The following is a 20,685-nucleotide window of genomic DNA, read 5'->3' as shown; positions in this document are numbered from 1 at the left end:
CAGTGTGCAGTTCGCCGAAGCAGCACCGCAAGCAAATTGAGGGACAGATGTCCCCGAGACTGCTTGCGCATACCTTTCAGATTTCGCTACCGTCAGTACTCGATAGCCCACCCAGCGGCACCAGTTGGCGGAAGTGCACCGCGCTGCCCTCACACAGCACGGCAGAGCCACCCCACCTGGCCCCCATCCCCCATGGAGGTGCATCCCGGTGACCGACGCCTGTCCTCCCGGACTCCCCAACCCCCACGACCACCGCCGCTACGACCACTACGACGCCGTCACCTACACCCCGTACCCGATCAACATCCCCCGCGCCCGCAGACACGTCGCCCACCTCACCACCACCTGGGGACACCCCCACTCCGCCGGCGACGCGGCCCTGCTGGCAAGCGAGTTGTGCACGAACGCCTTACTTCACGGCTGCCTGCGGGACCGTCTGTTCCGCGTGGAGACGTCTCTCACCGGCAACGCCCTGCGCGTCGCGGTCACCGACCCGAGGGGCGAACGGCTCCCGTACCCCCAAACCTCAACCCCCGACGACCAGTTCGGCCGCGGCCTCCTCATCGTCCGGACGCTGGCCGCCCGTTGGGCCGTGGAGAAGCTCACCGTGGGCAAGACCGTCTGGGCGGAGTTGGACATCCCGAAAAATCCAACGGAGCCCGTCCCACGCCGAATTGAAGGCTTCCGAAATCCCTGTCGACCGTAGGATCATTGCAACCGCAAGTGACATGTGATGCCGACGTGACGGAGACGGGGATACGGCATGGCAGTGCCTGGAATCGGTGCGGGCGGAGGTGGGGGCCGAGATGGAGGCGGTGGCCCCGACCTGCACGTCACGTCCACCGACCTCACCAAGCTCGCCGGCGACCTCGACGGCATGCAGGATCACCTCGACAAGCAGGTCGAGCGGATGGACGCGATCGTCGACCGTGTCGAGGCCGGCTGGCGCGGTCCGGCGGCGACGGCGTACCGCGAGTTCCACCGCGCGGCTACCGAGGACGCCGTACGCATCCGCGAAGTGATGAAGCTGCTGGAACAGGCCGTGCGGATGAGCCGGGACGGCTTCTCCGCGCACGACATCGAGGTGCTGGAGCACATGCGGACGATCCAGGTCGACGTCGGCAGCGAGGTCGACAAGCTGTCCACGCCCAACGCGGAGGCGACGGGAGATACGCCGACACCGCCACCCCGCAGCAGCCTCGACTCCTTCTGATCCTTCCGCCCGCGAGCCGTCAAGTGCCCATTGCCCAACCGTAGTTACGGACCGATATCCAGGGGGATCATGTCGACCGGGGCCTCCGCCGACGACCACATAGCCGTCTCCTTCGCCACGCTCCACGACCTCACCGCCGAGCTGGAGGACATCCTCAAGCAGCTCAACACCAAACTCGACGACCTCTACGATCGTGCCGAACCGGTCGTCCTGTCGTGGAAGGGCGAGGCCCGCGAGGTCTTCGTCCAGAAGCTCGACGAGTGGGACCGCTCGGCACAGGATCTGCAGGCCGCGCAGAAGTGGCTGCACGCCTACGTCACCACCGGTCACGCGAATTACTCGGCGGCACACCGGGCGGTGCTGCGCGGCTGGGGAGCCGCCTGATGAGCACCCCGACGCCTCCCGGGACCGGGAAGATCGATGTCACTCCGACCGTCCTGTACGGCGTCTCAACGGGCATAGCAGGTCAGCAGGACCCTCTTGACCGTGGCATCAAGTCGTTCCTCGACGAACTGGCCCGGTACCCGGACGGCGGCGGGAGGGGTACGGCGATGAAGGACTTCACGACCGCCTACCTGAAAGTCGCCGAGCGTTTCCTGGAGGTCTGGGCGAAGTCCGTGGTGAGCGTGGGAGGAGCCGCTGTCGGCTTCACGTCCACCGCCAACAACTACGCGGCGGCCGACGCGGCCACACACCCTTCGCCGACAGGACAGCCGACGCACCGGCCGAACCCGCATGTCATCGACAAAGTCCCCACGTACGGTCCGGTCACCGATTTCAAGTGGGGGGACATCGATGCGGGCCAGGACCTGATGCAGGAGGCCCTCGAAGGCCTGGAAGCCGTGGTCCTGGCTGTCATGCGGCCCCTGTTGGAGCACGAGTGCCGTTGGGGCAAAGCGGCGACGATCCTCCCGTTGCCCAATCATCTGCGCCTGTACTCAATCTCCCAGGCGTGGCGCATGCCGCAGACCACGCTCGGCATGGTGGACGGAACGCTGACGGGCCTCGTCGGCAGCATCACCGACCAGACCGACCAGGACTGGTACAACGCGATGCGGACGTTCTGCAGCACGTTGTGGGGGACGTCCGCCTGGGGCCAGAACCGCGAAGGTTACGACTGGGCCAACGACGACGCGAAGAAGAGGGGAAGCAGCCATCCCGTCTTCGCCGTTCTCTTCGACACGTGCGATGCCATGGTCGACGCGATCTACAACGTCGCAAAGGCCGCCGAGGACGTCCGGGACGATCTGCACCGGATTTACCGCCAAGCCGTTGTCGACAGTATCAAGCAACTCGACCCCAGAGATATAGACGTCACGGACGCGAAGAGTCTACTGAAAGGGCTGTGGGAAACAGGAAAGGGCTTGGTCGCGGACGTCTCCGTCGGGATCGTGCTGAACATCGACGAGGGCGCCCTGAACGACGCCGTGTCGGCCTACGAGAACCGCATTCATCGACAGGCCGGCGAAATAAAAGCGTTACTGCCGGCACTGGACGAGGCATACACGAGCACACCGACCTTCAATGCCGAGACGGCCAGATCCGAGGCGTTCGGCGCGCGGGCGTTGACAGGCTTCAAGGGAAATCCTCTGTATACAGTGCCAGGGGACAGCGAAGCCAATCATGCATACCCGCTCGACCTGGCGAATCAAGAAGGAATACACGGAAGTCACATCATCGACAAGCACGTGGGTAAGACCGATGAGCAGCTTGCGCAGCGGCTCAGAGATCAGCCGACGATCGACGCTGCCTCCACTTTCTCGAACCTTCCCGCTGCCCAGAAATACACACAGAACGCGATGGAATATATCGGGCCACCTGCAAATTCAGGGCAGCAAAACGAAGGCGTGAACAATAAGGCGAAGATCGAGAAGTGGCTTTCCAGGCCACGCTCCGATGCCTCTATTTTGACCCTTGATCCGGTCGAGTACAATTCCGTGACCGGGCGTACGATTACAGCTGGCAACCCGCACGCGAGTGCCGCGCAGGATACACATACCGTGAAGGTCGTACTCAAATACAAGAATGGCCTCCACCCACCCTATGTAGCCTACACATCCATGCCGACGCTTCCATAAGCCAACCATGGGAGGATCTGTGACGAGGAATAATCCGGACCTGCCCGGGTGTCTGCAAAGATATTTCGACGAGCGTCAATCCTTTGCTGCAATCAATTCCCGCGGGGAAACGGAATGGAATGAAACTGTCGTAGAAATGGTTCATGGAACCCATGCACTCCGAATTGTTGACCGCACGACATTGCGCGACAGCCTTTTGGAAGTTTCACATGAGGGAGCTCTCGATCTGGCCAGACTGATTTCTGGCGGATCCCTTCTGTACGGTCCCAGTGAATCCCTCCGGACATTGGACACGGAGCGGGACGAATGCTTGCGCGAAACCTTGGCAACCGCCGGGAAAAACGCCCGGTTCTTCACCAATCACGGGCACGCGGAAGATGGTGACCAGGCCGATTTTCTGGTGTCGTCGTTTCACGTCAACTCGCTTGCCGACACAACAATCGACGTCTGCCTTATCGGGGTTTCTGACGAGAATGTCCTGGTCCTCTGGCGTTTCGAGGATGACTAGACACTCCTGGCCACCCCCGAAACCATGAGGACTGGCGTCGCGATGTGCAGGCCGTGAAGACTGAGAGTGAGCAACGAATGCGTACCCGCACCGCCACCTACCCCGACCGAGAAACCGCCCAATGGGCCACCCAACAGACCGTCACCGCCAACGAACAGGCCATCCACCGCTGGCTCGCCCAGTCCACCCGCCCCCGCCTGACCATCGAGGCGACGTGGCCCTCCCGCCCCGAGCCGGTCGGACGAGTCCTGCTCCAGGCGATGATGCTGGCCGGGCGAGACCCCGTCGATGTCCACGCGGCCCGCGTGATCCTGAAGCGGGACGAATCCCGACCGCACGGCTTCGCCGTCCACGCCACGTTCCCCGTCTACCTGTAGCCCGTAGCCGTAACCGACCCACCCGTAGCGACCTGATCCGTAGAGGCTGATCCCGTGCCCCTGAGCCCCCTCGAACACGACCGCCGCTACGGCGAGTTGGACCAGGTGATCCGTGCCTACGCCGGTCAGCCGGCGGACGACACCCCGGACAAGCCGAGTGACGCGCTGGTCGCCTACCTGCGCCACACCTGGCACAGCCGACCGTGGGCCCTCGCCATCGCCGAGCGCCAACTCCGCGAGTACGCCGACAATCCGCCGGGCCGACTCCGCCTGCGGCTCGGCGAGTTCTACGCGATCCCGGACGTGGGGCTCCCCGAGGCCGAGATCCAGCAATGGCTGTACTGCCTCGCCGACCACATCAAGCACAGCGTCGTGGAGGGCGAGGTCCCGCCCCCGGCGCCCCCCGCCACCCACTGGGAATGGCACGCCCGCTTCCCGGAACTCGGCCAGTTCCTCGGCGGCTGGTTCTCCCAGGACATGCCGGACGAGTTCGACGACCATGACGCGGCGATCGACGACTTCCGGGCCTCGACGGACCCGCAGCTCGTCGCCCGCCTCACCGGCGAGCTGCACGAACTGCTCGCCCTGGACATCGACGAGTCCGACTACGCCCTCGCCGTCGCCGAGTTGGGCATGGAGGTCGACCCACCGACGCCGTACTCACCGAGCGGCTGGCTCACGCTGGCCGCCGACCGGCTGACCGCTCCGCGCGCCGACTACGGGACCCCGGCAGACGAAAGCTGAGCCGCGCGCCCCCACTTACAGAGACGCGCGGCCCATGAAGGCAGCAGCCACTACCCCCAGGTGATCAACCGCTTCGGCTGCTCCAGAATCGCCGCCACATCCGCCAGCACCTTCGACCCCAACTCCCCGTCCACCAACCGGTGATCGAAGGACAACGCCAGCGTCGTCACCTGACGTGGCTTCACCTTGCCCTTGTGGACCCAGGGCTGGAGTTTGATCGTGCCGACCGCGAGGATCGCGGACTCGCCCGGGTTGAGGATCGGTGTGCCGGTGTCGATGCCGAAGACGCCGACGTTGGTGATGGTGACCGTGCCGCCCTGCATCGCCGCCGGGGAGGTCTTGCCCTCCCTCGCCGTGGACACCAACTCGCCCAGTGACTCCGCCAGTTGGGGCAGCGTCTTCGCGTGGGCGTCCTTGATGTTCGGCACGATCAGGCCGCGTGGGGTCGCCGCCGCGATGCCGAGGTTGACGTAGTGCTTGAGGACGATCTCCTGGGCGGCCTCGTCCCAGGACGCGTTGATGTCCGGGTTGCGCTTGACGGCGACGAGGAGGGCCTTCGCGATCAGCAGGAGCGGGTTGACCCGTAGGCCCTGCAGCTCCTTGTCCTGCTTGAGCTCCTCGACCAGCTTCATCGTCCGCGTCACGTCCACCGTCACGAACTCCGTGACATGCGGCGCCGTGAACGCCGAACCGACCATCGCCGCCGCCGTCGCCTTGCGGACGCCCTTGACCGGGACACGGGTCTCGCGCGTCGAGTCAGCCACAGCCAGGGAAGGCGCCGGAGGCGCTACCCGCTCAGGTGCCTGTGCCTGCACCGGCGCCACCGCCGCGTGCACGTCCTCACGGGTGATGACACCGTCCGGGCCCGACGGGGTCACCGTCGCCAGGTCGACGCCCAGGTCCTTCGCCAGCTTCCGCACCGGCGGCTTGGCGAGGGGGCGGGATTCCACAACTGCTCCTGGCGCGTGGCCGTTCAGCTCCGCCTGGACCGCCGCCGACGCCTCCTGGGCCGGGATCTCCGCGCCCTTGCGGGGGCGGCGCTTCGTGGCGGACGTGGAGACGCCGTAGCCCACCAGGACCGGTGTGCGGGCCGGAGCCGCAGGCTTCGCCTCCTCCTGTACGGGAGCGGCCGGGGTCTCCACAGGAGCCGCCCCGCCCCCGGACACATCCACCGCGATGATGGACGTGCCCACGTCCACCGTCGTCCCCTCCGGGAAGCGGAGTTCGCGGACCACCCCGTCGTACGGGATGGGCAGTTCCACCGCGGCCTTCGCCGTCTCCACCTCGCAGACGACCTGGCCGTCGGTGACGGTGTCGCCGACCTGGACGTACCACTTGAGGATCTCGGCCTCGGTGAGGCCCTCACCCACGTCCGGCATCTTGAACTCGCGTACGGACGCTTCAGTCATCGTCGTCACGGCCCTCTCCTCAGTACGCCAGAGCGCGGTCGACGGCGTCGAGCACCCGGTCCAGGCTCGGCAGGTACTCCTCCTCCAGGCGGGCCGGCGGGTACGGGGCGTGATAGCCGCCCACGCGCAGCACCGGGGCCTCCAGGTGGTAGAAGCAGCGCTCCGTGATGCGGGCCGCGATCTCGCCGCCGGAGCCGAAGAACACCGGGGCCTCGTGGACCACGACCAGGCGGCGGGTCTTCTCGACCGAGGTCTGGATCGCGTCGAAGTCCAGCGGGGACACCGAGCGCAGATCCAGGATCTCCAGGGACCTGCCCTCCTCGGCGGCCGCGTCGGCGACCTCCTGGCAGAGCTTCACCATCGGGCCGTAGGCGGCGAGGGTGAGGTCCGTGCCCTCGCGGACCACGCGGGCCTTGTGGAGGGGGTCGGGGATCGCCTCGGTGTTGACGTCGCCCTTGTCCCAGTAGCGGCGTTTCGGTTCGAAGAAGATCACCGGGTCGTCGCTCTGGATGGCCTGCTGCATCATCCAGTAGGCGTCCGACGAGTTCGACGGGCTGACGATCTTCAGACCCGGCACGTGCGCGAACAGCGCCTCCGGGGACTCCGAGTGGTGTTCGACCGCGCCGATGCCGCCGCCGTAGGGGATGCGGACGACGACCGGGAGCTTGACCTTGCCCAGGGAGCGCGCGTGCATCTTGGCGAGCTGGGTGACGATCTGGTCGTAGGCCGGGAAGACGAAGCCGTCGAACTGGATCTCCACCACCGGGCGGTAGCCGCGGAGCGCCAAGCCGATGGCCGTGCCTACGATGCCGGACTCGGCAAGCGGGGTGTCTACCACCCTGCGTTCGCCGAAGTCCTTCTGGAGGCCGTCCGTGACGCGGAAGACGCCGCCGAGCTTGCCGACGTCCTCGCCCATGATGAGGACCTTGGGGTCGGACTCCAGGGCGGCGCGCAGCGATTCGTTGATCGCCTTGGCCAACGCCAGGTTCTTGAACGTCGTGGTCTGTGCCGCAGTCTGTGCCGCCATGTCACTTACCCCCCTCTTCGTCCGCGAACGACGCCTGGTAGGCGGCGAACTGGGCCCTCTCCTCGTCGACGAGCGCGTGCCCGTCCGCGTACACGTGCTCGAAGATGGCGAACCGGTCCGGGTCCGGCATGGCACGGACCGCTTCGCGCACTCGTCTGCCCAACGCCTCGCTCTCCGTCTCCAGTTCCGCGAAAAATCCCTCATCCGCGTGGTTCGCGGCTTCGAGATACCTGTGCAGGCGCAGGATCGGGTCCTTCGCCTCCCAGGACTCGCGCTCCTCGTCGGCCCGGTACTTCGTCGGGTCGTCGGAGGTGGTGTGCGCGCCCATGCGGTACGTGTACGCCTCGACCAGCGTCGGGCCCTCGCCGTTGCGGGCCCGCTCCAGCGCCCACTTGGTGACCGCGAGACAGGCCAGGACGTCGTTGCCGTCGACGCGGACGCCCGGGAAGCCGTAGCCCTGTGCGCGCTGGTAGAGCGGGACGCGGGTCTGCTTCTCGGTGGGCTCGGAGATGGCCCACTGGTTGTTCTGGCAGAAGAACACGACCGGGGCGTTGTAGACCGCGGAGAAGGTGAACGACTCGGCGACGTCGCCCTGGCTGGAGGCGCCGTCCCCGAAGTACGCGATCACGGCGCTGTCCGCGCCGTCCATGGTCACGCCCATCGCGTAGCCCGTGGCGTGCAGGGTCTGCGAGCCGATGACGATCGTGTACAGGTGGAAGTTGTTCGTGGTGGGGTCCCAGCCGCCGTGGTTGACGCCCCGGAACATGCCCAGCAGGTTGGTCGGGTCGACCCCGCGGCACCAGGCGACGCCGTGCTCGCGGTAGGTCGGGAAGACGTAGTCGTCCTCCCGGGTGGCCCGCCCGGAGCCGATCTGGGCGGCCTCCTGGCCGAGCAGCGACGCCCACAGGCCCAGCTCGCCCTGGCGCTGCAGGGCGGTGGCCTCGGCGTCGAAGCGGCGGGTGAGCACCATGTCGCGGTACAGGCCGCGGAGCTCATCGGGGGTGATGCCGGCGACGTACTTGTCGTACGGGGCGGTCTTGGCGTTCTTGACTCGCTTGCCCTCGGGCGTCAGCAGCTGGACGAGGTCCGGGTCGGCGCCCTTGGCCTTGCTTCCGGCGCTGCGTCGCGGCTTGCGCGGGGCAGTGCTCTCCACGGTCACGTGTGCTCCTCCGTCGGTCCGGCTCCCCGGGTTCGCCGGGTGCCAGTGCGGCTCACCTGCGCCCCACGGACGCACAGGGTGGGTGCGGTTCGTCGGGAACAGGCGTGACAGGTGCCCCGGCGAGCGCCCTGCAACAGGCACGTTACCCAGTGCTCCACAATTCTGTGAAACCCCTCCTGACCTGCGATTTTGCTTGGATTTCCAAGTAAATCGCGAAAGTCGGGAACAAGTCCTGGTCACAGCCTTGCAGGGGGCCGGAACAACGGCACGTTATCCCGCTCACCTCGGGCACGGGAAGAGCCTGTATGTGAGACTTACCGCGTGCCCGGAGACGGAAAAATCAGCGTATTTCTCCTCGATGACCACGAAGTGGTCCGCCGGGGTGTCCACGAGATGCTCTCGGTGGAGGACGACATCGAGGTGGTCGGCGAGGCCGGTACGGCGGCCGACGCGCTGGTGCGGATCCAGGCCGTGCGCCCGGATGTGGCGATTCTCGACGTACGGCTCCCGGACGGCAGCGGCGTCGAGGTGTGCCGGGAGATCCGCGCGCGGGACGAGTCCGTGAAGTGCCTGATGCTGACCTCCTTCGCGGACGACGAGGCCCTCTTCGACGCGATCATGGCGGGTGCTTCCGGGTACGTCCTGAAGGCCATCCGGGGCAACGAACTGCTGTCCGCCGTACGGGACGTCGCGGCCGGCAAGTCGCTGCTCGACCCGGTGGCGACCGCCCGCGTGCTGGAGCGGCTGCGCAACGGCGGACCCCAGCAGGACGAGAAGTTCGACTCCCTCACCGACCAGGAGCGCAGGATCCTGGATCTGATCGGGGAGGGGCTCACCAACCGGGCGATCGGCGAGCGGCTGCACCTCGCGGAGAAGACCATCAAGAACTACGTGTCGAGTCTGCTTTCCAAACTCGGTATGCAGCGGCGCTCGCAGGCGGCGGCCTATGTGGCGCGGAGACAGGTCGAGCAGCAGCGTCATTGAGCGCCCCGGGGGACCGATTCGGCGTCATTAGGGACCAAAGACCCCTCCCCCGGAGGGGTTGCTCGTCCGACAGTAAGTGCATGCCCACCGACGAACAGCTCGCCGTCGATCTGCTCGCGCGTACCGACCACGGCCGGGTGGCCACCACCCTGGGGGCGCTGCCCTTCCTGGCTCCCGCGCGTCACATCGTGGCGGACGAGCGGCTGCTGCTGCGGATGCCCCGGAGCCACGGCCATCACCACGCGTGCGTGGACCGTGTCGTCGCGTACGGCGCCGACAACCTGGACTCGGCCGGGCCGGACGACGACCTGTGGTCCGTCCAGGTGATCGGCACGTGCGAGCCGCACGAGCCGACGGCCGACCAGGTCGAACGTTTCGGCCCGACCCGGGGCGCGATGGTGTACCTGCGCATCGAGCCGCGTCTGAGCACCGTGCACTCGGCGGACGGCGGTCTGGAACGGCGCTTCGGGCCCACCCTGTGACCGAAAGCGACCATCGACGACCGAGCGGTGACTTTCTGTGACAAACCGCAGCTCAAGGGCCCGTCCCGTGCCCTAGCATCGGCCGCGTGCCGCCCTTACGTGTACCACCCCCCGTGCTCCACGCGCCCCCGCTGGGCGCCCTCCTCCGCCAGTACGCCGCCGGGTCCGCCGTCACCTGCGAACCCGTCGAGCAGGGCCTGCTGAACCGCGGCTACCGGCTCCGCACGACCCGGGGCCGCTACTTCCTCAAGCACCACTTCGACCCCGAGACCGCGGACCCGGCGGCGATCGCCCGCCAGCACACCGCGACCCGGCGGCTGGCCGACCTCGGCGTCCCCGTGGCTCCCCCGCTGCCCGCCCGCGACGGCCGTACGGTCGCCGTCGTCGGCGGTCACGCCTACGCCCTGCACCCCTGGATCGACGGCAGGCACCGCCACGGCGGCCAGTTGACCACCGGTCAGTGCGGGCGCCTCGGCGCGCTGCTGGGGGTCGTCCACGCGAGCCTGGAGCGGGTCATGCCGGGGCGCCGGGAGGAGTGCGCGCCGGGGGCCGACCCCGCCGACACCTTCGCCCTCATCGACGACCTCCTCGGGCACGTCCGCCGGCACCGGCCCGCCGACGCCTTCGACGAACTGGCCCGTCACCGGCTCCTGGAGCGGCGCGAGCTGCTGGAACGGCACGCGGACCGACGGCCGCCGCGCGGGGCGTCCGTGGGGTGGGTGCACGGGGACTTCCACCCGTTCAACCTGCTCTACAAGGGCGACGCCCCCGCCGCGATCGTCGACTGGGACCGCCTCGGCGTCCAGCCCCGCGCGGAGGAGGCCGTACGCGCCGCCGCGATCTTCTTCGTACGGCCCGACGGAGCCCTGGACCTGTCGAAGGTGCGGGCGTACGCGCACGCGTACCGGCGTTCGGCGGGCGCCGGACCCGCCGAACTGGCCGCCGCCGTGCACCGGGTGTGGTGGGAGCGGCTCAACGACTTCTGGATGCTGCGCTGGCACTACGAGCGGGGCGACACCCGCGCGGACCCCCAGTTCCCGGCGGCGTCCGCGCTCGCCGTGTGGTGGACGCGGGAGTACGACGCGGTATGCGAGGCGTTCGCGGAGGGCGCCCCCTAGGAGCAGCGAAAAACAGCACGCGCGCGTGGACCCCTGTTACGGGGTGCACGCGCGCGTGAAGAGGTACGCGGAGCGGGGCCCGGTCAGCCGCCGCCCAGGGCGCCCGCGACGGTGCCGCCGTCGTCGCCCCCGTCGTCACCGGTGCCGCCCGTGCCCGTCGGGTCCGCCGAGGTCGTCGCGGACGGGGTGTCCGATGGCTCCTCGGAGGCCGTCGCGGACGGAGTGCTCGAAGGCTTCTCCGAGGCCGTCGCCGACGGGGTGGACGAGGGCGTGTACGACGGCGTGTAGTCCGAACCGGAGCTCGTGCCGCTGTCGTCGGTGTCCGTGTCGGTCGGCGAGGCGGTCGTGTCGTCGCTCGGCGACTCCGTGGCCGTGTCGTCGGTCGCGGTCTGCGAGGTGCTGGGCGACGGCGTGGTGCCCGAACCGCCGCTGCCGTTGCCGGTGTTGTTCAGCGCGAGCGCGACACCCGCCGCGATGGCGATCACCGCGAGCACGGCGAGGATCCACAGCTTGCCGCGGCCGCTGCCGTGGTTGCCGTGCCCCTCGAAGCCGCCGTCGTCGCCGTTGCCGTAGCCGCCGGGCAGGATCGGCTGCGGGATCTGCGTGGTGCCGGAGGAGTCCTGGTGCATCACGGTCGTACCGGCGAAGCCCCCGGGCGGGGTCCCCTGCCCGTTGGCCACGGTCACCGGGCCGGTGTTCCAGGTGCCGGTGTGGCCGCCCTGGTCGTAGAGCATCTGCAGGCCGTACTGGACGAGCCCGCGCATCTCCTCGGCCGTCTGGAAACGGTCGTCCGGGTCCTTGGCGAGGGAGCGCATGACGAGGCCGTCGAGCTCCGGCGGGCAGACGCCGTTCGACGTCTGGGACGGCGGGACCGGGATGTCCTGGACGTGCTGGTAGACCACCGACAGCGGGGTCTCGCCGGTGAACGGGGGCCGCAGCGCGAGGAGTTCGTAGAGGAGGCAGCCCGTCGCGTACAGGTCGGAGCGGTGGTCGACGGCCTTGCCGAGCGCCTGCTCCGGGGAGAGGTACTGGGGCGTGCCCATGACCATGCCGGTCTGCGTCATCGTCGTGGACGCCCCGTGCAGGGCGCGCGCGATGCCGAAGTCCATGACCTTGACGGCGCCGTTGTGCGTGATGATCACGTTCGCGGGCTTGATGTCGCGGTGCACGATGCCGTGCTGGTGCGAGTAGGCGAGCGCCTCCAGGACGCCGGAGACGATGATCAGGGCCTGCTCGGGCCCGGGCGCCTCGGCGTTGAGGAGGAGGTCGCGGATCGTGCGGCCCTCGACGATCTCCATGACGATGTACGGCACCGACATGCCGCCCACGTAGTCCTCGCCGGAGTCGTACACGGCGACGATCGCGTGGTGGTTGAGGCCGGCCACCGACTGGGCCTCGCGCGTGAAGCGAGCCTTCGACGTCGGGTCCTCGGCCAGGTCCGAGCGGAGCAGCTTGACCGCGACCGTGCGCCCGAGCCGTACGTCCTCGGCCGCGAAAACCTCGGCCATACCGCCCCGGCCCAGTCTGTGGGTGAGCCGGTACCGGCCGTCGCCGACCAGTCCGCCGTTGCCCCACAGCTCCGGTGCGTCCGACATTCCGCCGCCAGCCGCCTCGGGGTCGGACGGGCCCTGAGCGTGCTGCTGTGCCATCAGTCCTCGCCGTCGTTTCTGCCCGCGGTGCGCGCGGTGTTGTTACGGTCTCCGTCGGCCACGCTACAGGCTCGGCGCAAGCCTCCGGTCCGGGATCAGTGCCGGAATCGTCCGGAGACGGACCGGCCATCAAATCGGTATCACGGGCCGTCGTGCAAATTCTGTGTACCGCCGGTACAGCACCTGTAACGCTTCCACGACTCTTCTTTCGCGTACGGTCACGGATCGGGCACCGCGCTTGACGTGTCAGTGCCCTCCGGCAGACTTGGCCGGGAATGACACTTTCGATCACTGAGCCGGCGCCGATGGGGGACACGGGACATGAGCCAGGACGGCGCACAGGGCCGCTATGCGGGGCGCGCGCTCGCAGGTGGCCGCTATCAACTGCGCGACCTGCTCGGTGAGGGCGGCATGGCCTCGGTTCACCTGGCGTACGACTCGGTGCTCGACCGCCAGGTCGCGATCAAGACACTCCACACCGAACTCGGCCGGGAACAGGCCTTCCGCGAGCGCTTCCGCCGCGAGGCCCAGGCCGTGGCCAAGCTCACCCACACCAACATCGTCTCGGTCTTCGACACCGGCGAGGACGCCCTCGACGGCACGACGATGCCGTACATCGTCATGGAGTACGTCGAGGGCCGCCCGCTCGGCTCCGTACTCGACGAGGACGTACGGCAGTTCGGCGCGATGCCCGCCGACAAGGCGCTGAAGATCACCGCGGACGTGCTGGCCGCCCTCGACATCAGCCACGAGATGGGCCTGGTCCACCGGGACATCAAGCCGGGCAACGTGATGATGACCAAGCGCGGCGTCGTCAAGGTCATGGACTTCGGCATCGCCCGCGCCATGCAGTCCGGTGTCACCTCGATGACGCAGACCGGCATGGTCGTCGGCACCCCGCAGTACCTCTCGCCGGAGCAGGCGCTCGGCCGGGGCGTGGACGCGCGCAGCGACCTGTACTCGGTCGGCATCATGCTGTTCCAACTGGTCACCGGGCGGCTGCCGTTCGACGCGGACTCGCCGCTGGCCATCGCGTACGCGCATGTGCAGGAGGAGCCGGTCGCGGCCTCCTCGATCAACCGTTCCCTGCCGCCGGCCGTGGACGCGCTGATCGCCCGCGCGCTGAAGAAGAACCCGAACGAGCGCTTCCCGAACGCCGAGTCCATGCGCGACGAGTGCCTGCGCGTCGCGGCCTCGCTCCAGGCGGCCGCCCCGAGCATCGTGCCGGGCGCGCCCGCGCAGAGCGGCGCGGGCGTCGGCTCCGCGGTCTTCCCGCCGGTCGACCAGGCGGCCCCGGCCCCCACCGGCCCCGTACACACGCCGTACCAGCCGGGTCCCTACGGCGGCACACCAGCGCCCGCCCCGGCCTACGGCTATCCGCAGCAGGCGGGCTACCAGCCGCAGCCCTCGGTCGGGTTCGGGCAGCAGGGCATCTCGACCCCGCCGCCGTACAACCTGGCCCCGCAGCACCCGACGCCGGCCTCCGGGGGAGGCGGCGGCAGGAGCAACAAGCCGGTGATCATCGGCTCGGTGGTCGTTGCCGTCGTCGCGGTCGGCGCGCTGGTCGCCGCCCTGTCGATGAACAACGGCGGCGATGACGACGCGAAGGGCAGCGACAGCAGCGCGAGCACCTCGGCGACGGCGGTCGAGGGCCACCGCGACGGCGACACGTCGAAGACGATCGCGACGACCGCGTGCAAGGAGCCGGAGGAGTCGTACAACGACCCCAGCAAGATCCAGGTCCCGGACTTCCAGTTCAAGTACATCGACTCGGTCAAGTCCTGCCTGCAGGCCGCGGGCTGGAAGGTGAAGATCAAGTCCGAGGACGAGAACACCTACGGCCAGGGCACGGTCATGGACCAGTTCCCGGCGGCCGGCACGGACGTGGACCCCAAGGACATGCCCCAGATCCAGCTGGGCGTGTCCACGGGCAACCCGTCCTGACGTCGGAGAGCGACCCGTCCCGACCCCGGTGATGTGGAAGGGCCCGGCAGCATCGGCTGCCGGGCCCCTTTGTCGTGTCGGTACGGGCTCGTGTGCGGGTGGGAGGTGACTACAGGTACGGGCCGCCCACGCGGCCGCCGCCCGGCTGCCCTTCCTCGCTGCCGTCGCCGACGCCCGGCGGCAGCGCCCGGCGCATCTGCTCCAGCTGCGCCCGCGCGGCCATCTGCTGGGCGAACAGCGTGGTCTGGATCCCGTGGAACAGCCCCTCCAGCCAGCCCACCAACTGGGCCTGCGAGATGCGCAGTTCCGCGTCGCTCGGCGTCACGTCGTCCGTGAACGGCAGCGACAGCCGCTCCAGCTCCTCCACCAGCTCGGGCGCCAGACCGTCCTCCAGCTCCTTCACGGAGCTGCGGTGGATCTCCTTGAGCCGAACCCGGCTGGCTTCGTCGAGTGGAGCCGCACGCACCTCCTCAAGAAGCTGCTTGATCATGCTGCCGATCCGCATGACCTTGGCCGGCTGCTCCACCATCTCCGTCACCGGGATCTCGCGGGAGTCCTCGTCCCCGGTGCCACCGAGCGCCATCCCGTCCTGTCCCACGACCAGGATCTGAGGCTTCTCCGGTGACCTTTCGTTCCTCGGCATCTCCATGCCGCCATTCTCTCGCACTCGTACACCTCACCACCGTGGTGCCCCCCCCTCGAAGGGTGATCCACGGTTTCCGCATGGCCGAACCCGGAGTGCCGGAGCGCCCACCCGGTGTGACGCTGGTTGCGTCGATCTTGCCGCCTCGGCTCGGGAGGGGGTCACGGACGTGACTCCATGGCTGCGTACAACGGGACTGCTGCTTGTGCTGGGCACGGGTGCGGTGGTGAATCCGTGCGGGGGTGTTCCGGCGTACGGGGCTGTCCTGTCGTACGAGGCGGAGGCGGGGAGCGGTGCGGGCACCGGTGGTGCCGGGAGTGGTCGGGTCGCGGTCACGGCGCCCGCATCCGGCTCGGCCTCTGCTTCCGACTCCGCGTCCGCGTCCGCCTTGAGACCTGCTTCGGGCCCTGACGCCGCCCATGCCTCTCCCGATCCCTCCAGGGCCGGAAGCCAGGCGGGCGAAGGGCGGGAACGGCCGGGCCGTACCGCCGAGCCGACCGCCGACGAGGACGAAAGCGGAGGTGCGGGCGAGGGCGACGGCGATGACACGGCTGGGCTGACAGCGGACGGCGATGACGACGGGAGCCAGTCGGACAGCCCCGCCGGCCCTACGCCCGCCGACTCCCCGTCCTCCCAGGAGGCCGCCCCCGTGCCGACCTCCCCGCCCCTCCAGTCCGTGCGCCAGACCGTCACCCACGCCGAGGACCCCGCCGAGCCCGTGCTGCGGATCCTGCCGCTGGGCAGCGGCCTGATCCTCATCGGGCTCGGCCTGGGCCTGGCCTTCATCGCTCTCCGGGTACGCCGTAGTTAGGAGCTGCCGGGCCTACGGCGCGACGAGCAGCACCTTGCCGATGTGCCCGCTGTCCTCCAGCACCTGGTGCGCGGTCCCCGCCTCGCTCATCGGCAGCTCCCGGTCGACGACCGGCCGTACGTGACCGCCCTCGATCAGCGGCCACACATGCTCGCGTACGGCGGCGACGATGGCCGCCTTCTCGTCGAGCGGGCGGGCCCGCAGCGAGGTCGCGCTGATCGCGGCCCGCTTGCCGAGGAGCGCGGCGATGTTCAGCTCGGCCTTGATGCCGCCCTGCATCCCGATGATCGCGAGCCGCCCGTTGACGGCGAGGGCCTGGACGTTGCGGTCCAGGTACTTGGCGCCCATGTTGTCGAGGATGACGTCGGCGCCCGCACCGCCCGTGGCCTGCTGGATCTCGGCGACGAAGTCCTGCTCGCGGTAGTTGATGAGGATGTCGGCGCCCAACTCGGCGCAGTAGTCCAGCTTTTCCTTCGTACCGGCGGTGACGGCGACCTTCGCGCCTACGGCCTTGGCGAGCTGGATCGCCATGGTGCCGATGCCGCTGGAGCCGCCGTGCACGAGGAACGTCTCGGCGGGGCGGAGGTGGGCGACCATGAAGACGTTCGACCAGACCGTGCAGACCACCTCGGGCAGCGCGGCGGCCTGCTTCAGGTCGAGGCCGGCGGGCACGGGCAGCAACTGCCCGGCCGGAACGGCGACCTTCTCGGCGTAACCGCCGCCCGCGAGCAGCGCGCACACCTCGTCGCCGACCGACCAGCCGGACACCCCGGGGCCGATCTCGGTGATCCGGCCGGAGCATTCGAGGCCGGGGTAGAGGGACGCGCCGGGCGGCGGGTTGTAGAAGCCCTGGCGTTGCATGATGTCGGCCCGGTTGACGGCGCTGGCCACCACCTCGACCAGTACCTCGCCCTCACCGGCGACCGGATCGGGGACCTCGCCCCACACCAGTGCCTCGGGCCCACCAGGTTCGGAAATCGTGATCGCATGCATGAGGCCGACGCTACTCCTCGTCATCCGGCCGACCACCGAAGGCGGGTCACTGAGGCAGCGGTCGAAGGCGGGTCACTCCGGCAGCGGCCGGGTGTCCGGCGCGACCTGCGAACCCGGCGAGACCCGCACGATGGTGATGAGCCGGTCGGTGAGCTGAAGCGTCCCGATGGCCGGATCGTCGTAGCCGAGCACCCGGTGCCCGCGTACGACACTCACCACCAGGTCCTCCGTGTCGCGCGGCGACTTGCCGACCTCGGCCTTTATGACCGGGCGTTCGGTCATGTCGAGTCCGCTGCCCTGCTGGATGAGGTCCTCCATGACCATGCCGGCGGCGGGGCTGAGCACGGACAGGCCGAGCAGGCGGCCGGCCGCGCTGGCGCTGGTGATGACGGCGTCGGCGCCGGACTGCTTGAGCAGCGGCGCGTTCTCCTCCTCGCGGACGGCGGCCACGATCTTCGCGCTCCGGTTGAGCTGCCGGGCCGTGAGGGTCACCAGCACGGCCGTGTCGTCCCGCTGGGTCGCGATGATGATCTGCCGCGCCTTGTGCACCTCGGCGCGCTTGAGGACCTCGCTGCGGGTGGCGTCCCCGACGACTCCGACGTACCCCTGACTGCTCGCCGCCTCGATCGCCTTGCCGCTGGGGTCGACCACGACGACCTGTTCCTTCTTCAGGCCCGTCGCGCACACGGTCTGGATCGCGGACCGTCCCTTCGTACCGAAGCCGATGACGACGGTGTGCTCCCGCAACGTGGACCTCCAGCGGTTGAGACGCCATTCCTCCCGGGTGCGTTCGGTGAGGACCTCAAGGGTGGTGCCGACGAGGACGATCAGGAACAGCACCCGCAGCGGCGTGACGACCAGGATGTTGGTGAGCCGGGCGCCGTCACTGACCGGGGTGATGTCGCCGTAGCCGGTGGTCGAGAGGGTGACCGTGGCGTAGTAGAAGGCGTCGAGCAGGTCGACCGAGCCGTCCGAGTTGTCGTTGTAGCCCTCGTGATCGGCATAGACGATCAACGCGGTCGCGACGAGCAGGAACAGCGCGATGGACAGCCGTTTCGCGACCTGCTGGAAGGGGTGCTCGACCACTTTCTTCGGGAGTTCCACCCGATGGGTCACGAGATGTTCGTCCGCCTGGCGGGCGATCGCATCATGGCCCGACTGTTTCACGTGAAACACACCCCGATCCCGGCGACCGCCCAGGGCAGATCGATGAGCTCCGCCTGCTGCCCCTGCCGCGTACCACCCGGCGGTACGACCGCGAGCGCGTCGGCCGCCGCGATCCCGCGCAGCATGGCCGGGCCGTTGTAGTGCAGCGGCACGGCGGAGTCGCCGCGCAGCACGGCGGGGATGAGCCGAGTGTCGTACGGATGCCCGTGCACCGCGTCCTGGAGGGGCAGCTCGTACGGCTCCGGGGCGGGGTGTGCCGACAGGGTCCGCAGCAGCGGTTCGGCGAGGGTGAGCAGGCCGGAGATCGCCGCAAGGGGGTTGCCGGGCAGGCCGACGAGGTGCTGGTCGTCCCTGATGCGGGCCAGCAGCATGGGGTGACCGGGGCGTACCTTCACGCCGTCCACCAGGAGCTCGGCACCCATGCCGCGCAGGGTGGGGTGGACGTGGTCGACCGGGCCGGAGGCGGTGCCGCCGGTGGTGACGATGAGGTCGGCGGAGCTGCCCGTGATGGCTTTGTGCAGCGTTTTCGCGTCGTCGCGGAGCCGGCGGACCGCGGTGACCTCGGCGCCGAGCGCGCGCAGCCAGGACGGCAGCATCGGCCCGAGCGCGTCCCGGATGAGCCCGTCCCGGGGCAGCCCCTCGGTGAGCAACTCGTCGCCCAGGATGAGGACTTCGACCCGGGGGCGGGGTACGACGGTGAGCGTGTCGTACCCGGCGGCCGCGGCGAGGCCGAGCACCGCCGGGGTCACCAGGGTGCCGCCGGGCAGCAGATGGTCGCCGCTGCGGCACTCCTGGCCGCGCGGTCGGATGTCCTGTCCGTGCCCGACGTCCCGGGCCGCGTGGAGCCGGCCCTTGCCGTCGGTGCGGCCGTGTTCGCTGCGGATGACAGCGGTGGCGTCGGCGGGGACGCGGGCCCCGGTCGCGATCCGCACGGCCTCGCCGTCGCTCAGCGGCTCGGACTGCGCGTGCCCGGCGAGCACACCGTCCTCGCGTACGGCCCAGGGGCCGGGGCCCGCGACCGCCCAGCCGTCCATCGCCGAGGTGTCGAACGAGGGCAGGTCGCTCAGGGCGACGAGCGGTGCGGCCAGGACGAGACCGAGGGCGGAGTCGAGGGTCACGGAGACGGGGGCGCGGCGGGAACCGGTGCGTGCGGCGCGGCCGGCGATCGCGCGGGCCTCGGGCCAGGGGGTCGCCTTGTGCTGGTCGGTGTCGGGCTTGCGGGCGGTGCCCTGCGATGCGTGCGAGGGAGAGGCCGAGGGTGGGGGCACGGCGGGGTCGCCGGAGTCGGCGCTGCCTTCGTTCACCAGGGCGAGGACCTCCTCGACGTCGAGGTCCTCGGCGTCCCGGGCGTGCTCGCCGGCGTGAATTCCGCGCGCGCTCATCCGGCGACGTCCGGACCCGGGGCGGCCTGTGGGGCATCGGCCTTGGCGTCGGACGGGGCTTCCGGGGTGTCCTCGTCGGCCCAGCGCAGCGCGAGGGCGGCGGCCTTCCGGGCGGCCTCGGCCACGTCTTCGGGGCCGCCCTTGCCCTGCGCCGCCGCGTAGCCGACCAGGAAGGTGGTCAGCGGTGCGGCGGGCCTGGCCACCCCGTGGGCTGCGTCGCGGGCGAGGTCGAGCAGGATGCCGGTGTCGACGTCCAGGTCGATGCCCAGTTCGTCCTTGACTGCGGAAATCCATTCATCCAACACGTGCCCATGCTCCCTGATGCGTGCCCTGGCGGTGGCGAGGTCGTCCCAGGTGTCGCAGTCGAAGGACGCGACGGGGTCGGGGACGCGGGTGAGGTCGAGCGCGGCGGTGAGCCGGCGCAGGGGCAGCCCGGTGAGGCCGCCGTGCTCTGAGGTGAGTGCGGTCAGTTCGCGGCGGAGCGCCGACGCGCGGTACGCGGCCACGAGCGGCTGGTCACGCCCGTCGGCGTCGGTGAGCAGCACCCCTTCGGCTCCACTGCTCCGCAGAGCGGTCAACAGCCGCCGTACGGTGGTCACTTCGAGGAACGGCAGGTCGGCCGAGAGAACCACGACGGCCTCGGCGGTGGTGTGCCGCAGCCCGGCGTCGAGCGCGGCGACCGGACCCGCACCGGGCGGATCCTCGCGCGCCCAGCGCACCGGCCGCGCGGTGGGTCTCGGGTCGGCGACGACGACCGTGGTCCCGGCATCGGCGCAGGCAGCGAGCACCCGGTCGAGCAGCGCCCGGCCGCCCACCCGCAGACCGGGCTTGTCGGCACCACCGAGCCGCCGGGCGGCACCACCGGCGAGCACGACGGCGTCGTGGGGGATGTCGGGGTCGGCACCGGGCTGTGTGGCGGGGTCGGCTCCGGGCGGGACATCGAGGCCGGCACCGGGCTGGGCGGCCGGCGCCGCGCCGGACAGCGGGCTGTGTGCGG

The 20,685-nt window shown here is 69.5% G+C and carries 21 protein-coding genes; 12 read left to right on the top strand and 9 right to left on the bottom strand.

The genetic code is table 11. The features are described from left to right. The first annotated feature begins 208 nt into the window (after positions 1–208). From OG496_RS29355 to OG496_RS29325, 7 genes are all read left to right on the top strand, one after another. Positions 209–706, top strand: coding sequence for an ATP-binding protein (locus OG496_RS29355; RefSeq protein ID WP_405973011.1), 498 nt, complete (start codon positions 209–211; stop codon positions 704–706). A 57-nt stretch (positions 707–763) separates the two neighbouring features. Next, positions 764–1,213: a WXG100 family type VII secretion target gene (locus OG496_RS29350; RefSeq protein ID WP_405973010.1), complete on the top strand. Its 450-nt coding sequence runs from the start codon at positions 764–766 to the stop codon at positions 1,211–1,213. Between the two features lie 69 nt (positions 1,214–1,282). Continuing rightward, positions 1,283–1,597 (top strand): WXG100 family type VII secretion target, encoded by a 315-nt coding sequence (locus tag OG496_RS29345; protein WP_405973009.1) that lies wholly within the window; start codon positions 1,283–1,285, stop codon positions 1,595–1,597. Then, positions 1,597–3,291 (top strand): RNase A-like domain-containing protein, encoded by a 1,695-nt coding sequence (locus tag OG496_RS29340; RefSeq protein WP_405973008.1) that lies wholly within the window; start codon positions 1,597–1,599, stop codon positions 3,289–3,291. Before OG496_RS29345 ends, OG496_RS29340 begins: the two co-directional genes overlap by 1 nt. A gap of 7 nt (positions 3,292–3,298) precedes the next feature. Continuing rightward, positions 3,299–3,799: a hypothetical protein gene (locus tag OG496_RS29335; RefSeq protein ID WP_366494730.1), complete on the top strand. Its 501-nt coding sequence runs from the start codon at positions 3,299–3,301 to the stop codon at positions 3,797–3,799. Between the two features lie 77 nt (positions 3,800–3,876). Beyond that, positions 3,877–4,176 carry an RNase A-like domain-containing protein gene (locus tag OG496_RS29330; RefSeq protein WP_366494731.1) on the top strand — a complete coding sequence of 100 codons (300 nt, stop codon included), beginning with the start codon at positions 3,877–3,879 and terminating at the stop codon, positions 4,174–4,176. Between the two features lie 54 nt (positions 4,177–4,230). Next, the gene (locus OG496_RS29325) at positions 4,231–4,920 is read left to right on the top strand and encodes a contact-dependent growth inhibition system immunity protein (protein ID WP_405973007.1); all 690 of its coding nucleotides are present in this window, start codon (positions 4,231–4,233) and stop codon (positions 4,918–4,920) included. Positions 4,921–4,970: 50 nt separating this feature from the next. On the opposite strand, the gene OG496_RS29320 is transcribed toward OG496_RS29325, so the two are convergent. The 3 genes from OG496_RS29320 to pdhA are packed head-to-tail and all read right to left on the bottom strand — an operon-like array spanning position 4,971 to position 8,515. Further along, a complete protein-coding gene (locus OG496_RS29320) occupies positions 4,971–6,338 on the bottom strand; it encodes a dihydrolipoamide acetyltransferase family protein (protein WP_405973006.1) in 1,368 nt (455 codons plus the stop codon). Between the two features lie 10 nt (positions 6,339–6,348). Further along, positions 6,349–7,356 carry an alpha-ketoacid dehydrogenase subunit beta gene (locus OG496_RS29315; protein ID WP_405973005.1) on the bottom strand — a complete coding sequence of 336 codons (1,008 nt, stop codon included), beginning with the start codon at positions 7,354–7,356 and terminating at the stop codon, positions 6,349–6,351. Position 7,357: 1 nt separating this feature from the next. Next, positions 7,358–8,515: a pyruvate dehydrogenase (acetyl-transferring) E1 component subunit alpha gene (gene pdhA, locus OG496_RS29310; RefSeq protein WP_327402741.1), complete on the bottom strand. Its 1,158-nt coding sequence runs from the start codon at positions 8,513–8,515 to the stop codon at positions 7,358–7,360. A gap of 321 nt (positions 8,516–8,836) precedes the next feature. Between pdhA and OG496_RS29305 the strand changes: the two genes are divergently transcribed. The 3 genes from OG496_RS29305 to OG496_RS29295 all read left to right on the top strand — a co-directional run bounded on the left by OG496_RS29305 (position 8,837) and on the right by OG496_RS29295 (position 11,099). After that, a complete protein-coding gene (locus OG496_RS29305; protein WP_405973004.1) occupies positions 8,837–9,499 on the top strand; it encodes a response regulator in 663 nt (220 codons plus the stop codon). 80 nt (positions 9,500–9,579) lie between these two features. Continuing rightward, positions 9,580–9,981, top strand: a complete 402-nt coding sequence (locus tag OG496_RS29300) for a pyridoxamine 5'-phosphate oxidase family protein (RefSeq protein WP_405973003.1) — start codon at positions 9,580–9,582, stop codon at positions 9,979–9,981. Between the two features lie 113 nt (positions 9,982–10,094). Continuing rightward, positions 10,095–11,099 (top strand): phosphotransferase, encoded by a 1,005-nt coding sequence (locus OG496_RS29295; RefSeq protein WP_405973002.1) that lies wholly within the window; start codon positions 10,095–10,097, stop codon positions 11,097–11,099. An 83-nt stretch (positions 11,100–11,182) separates the two neighbouring features. Here OG496_RS29295 and OG496_RS29290 read toward each other — a convergent pair whose 3' ends face one another. Next, on the bottom strand, positions 11,183–12,748 hold the full coding sequence (locus tag OG496_RS29290; protein WP_405973001.1) for a protein kinase domain-containing protein: 1,566 nt from the start codon (positions 12,746–12,748) through the stop codon (positions 11,183–11,185). Positions 12,749–13,069: 321 nt separating this feature from the next. On the opposite strand from OG496_RS29290, the gene OG496_RS29285 reads away from it, so the two are divergent. Next, the gene (locus tag OG496_RS29285) at positions 13,070–14,692 is read left to right on the top strand and encodes a protein kinase domain-containing protein (protein WP_405973000.1); all 1,623 of its coding nucleotides are present in this window, start codon (positions 13,070–13,072) and stop codon (positions 14,690–14,692) included. 109 nt (positions 14,693–14,801) lie between these two features. Here the strand turns inward: OG496_RS29285 and OG496_RS29280 are convergent, their stop codons facing one another. Next, entirely contained in the window at positions 14,802–15,341 is a 540-nt protein-coding gene (locus tag OG496_RS29280) for a bacterial proteasome activator family protein (RefSeq protein WP_366494740.1), read from the bottom strand. Positions 15,342–15,504: 163 nt separating this feature from the next. On the opposite strand from OG496_RS29280, the gene OG496_RS29275 reads away from it, so the two are divergent. Further along, complete coding sequence (locus OG496_RS29275) at positions 15,505–16,146, top strand: hypothetical protein (RefSeq protein WP_405972999.1); 642 nt, start codon at positions 15,505–15,507, stop codon at positions 16,144–16,146. A gap of 12 nt (positions 16,147–16,158) precedes the next feature. On the opposite strand, the gene OG496_RS29270 is transcribed toward OG496_RS29275, so the two are convergent. The 4 genes from OG496_RS29270 to OG496_RS29255 all read right to left on the bottom strand — a co-directional run bounded on the left by OG496_RS29270 (position 16,159) and on the right by OG496_RS29255 (position 20,671). After that, on the bottom strand, positions 16,159–17,139 hold the full coding sequence (locus tag OG496_RS29270) for an NAD(P)H-quinone oxidoreductase (protein WP_405972998.1): 981 nt from the start codon (positions 17,137–17,139) through the stop codon (positions 16,159–16,161). Positions 17,140–17,211: 72 nt separating this feature from the next. Then, on the bottom strand, positions 17,212–18,306 hold the full coding sequence (locus OG496_RS29265) for a potassium channel family protein (protein ID WP_405972997.1): 1,095 nt from the start codon (positions 18,304–18,306) through the stop codon (positions 17,212–17,214). Continuing rightward, positions 18,303–19,688 carry a molybdopterin molybdotransferase MoeA gene (locus OG496_RS29260; protein ID WP_405972996.1) on the bottom strand — a complete coding sequence of 462 codons (1,386 nt, stop codon included), beginning with the start codon at positions 19,686–19,688 and terminating at the stop codon, positions 18,303–18,305. The genes OG496_RS29265 and OG496_RS29260 overlap by 4 nt, the downstream gene beginning before the upstream one ends. Beyond that, on the bottom strand, positions 19,685–20,671 hold the full coding sequence (locus tag OG496_RS29255; RefSeq protein WP_405976725.1) for an NTP transferase domain-containing protein: 987 nt from the start codon (positions 20,669–20,671) through the stop codon (positions 19,685–19,687). Before OG496_RS29255 ends, OG496_RS29260 begins: the two co-directional genes overlap by 4 nt. Positions 20,672–20,685: the final 14 nt, after the last annotated feature.

The organism is Streptomyces sp. NBC_00988, from assembly GCF_045162645.1.
Lineage (GTDB): Bacteria > Actinomycetota > Actinomycetes > Streptomycetales > Streptomycetaceae > Streptomyces.
This window is presented reverse-complemented; position numbering and strand designations above follow the sequence as displayed.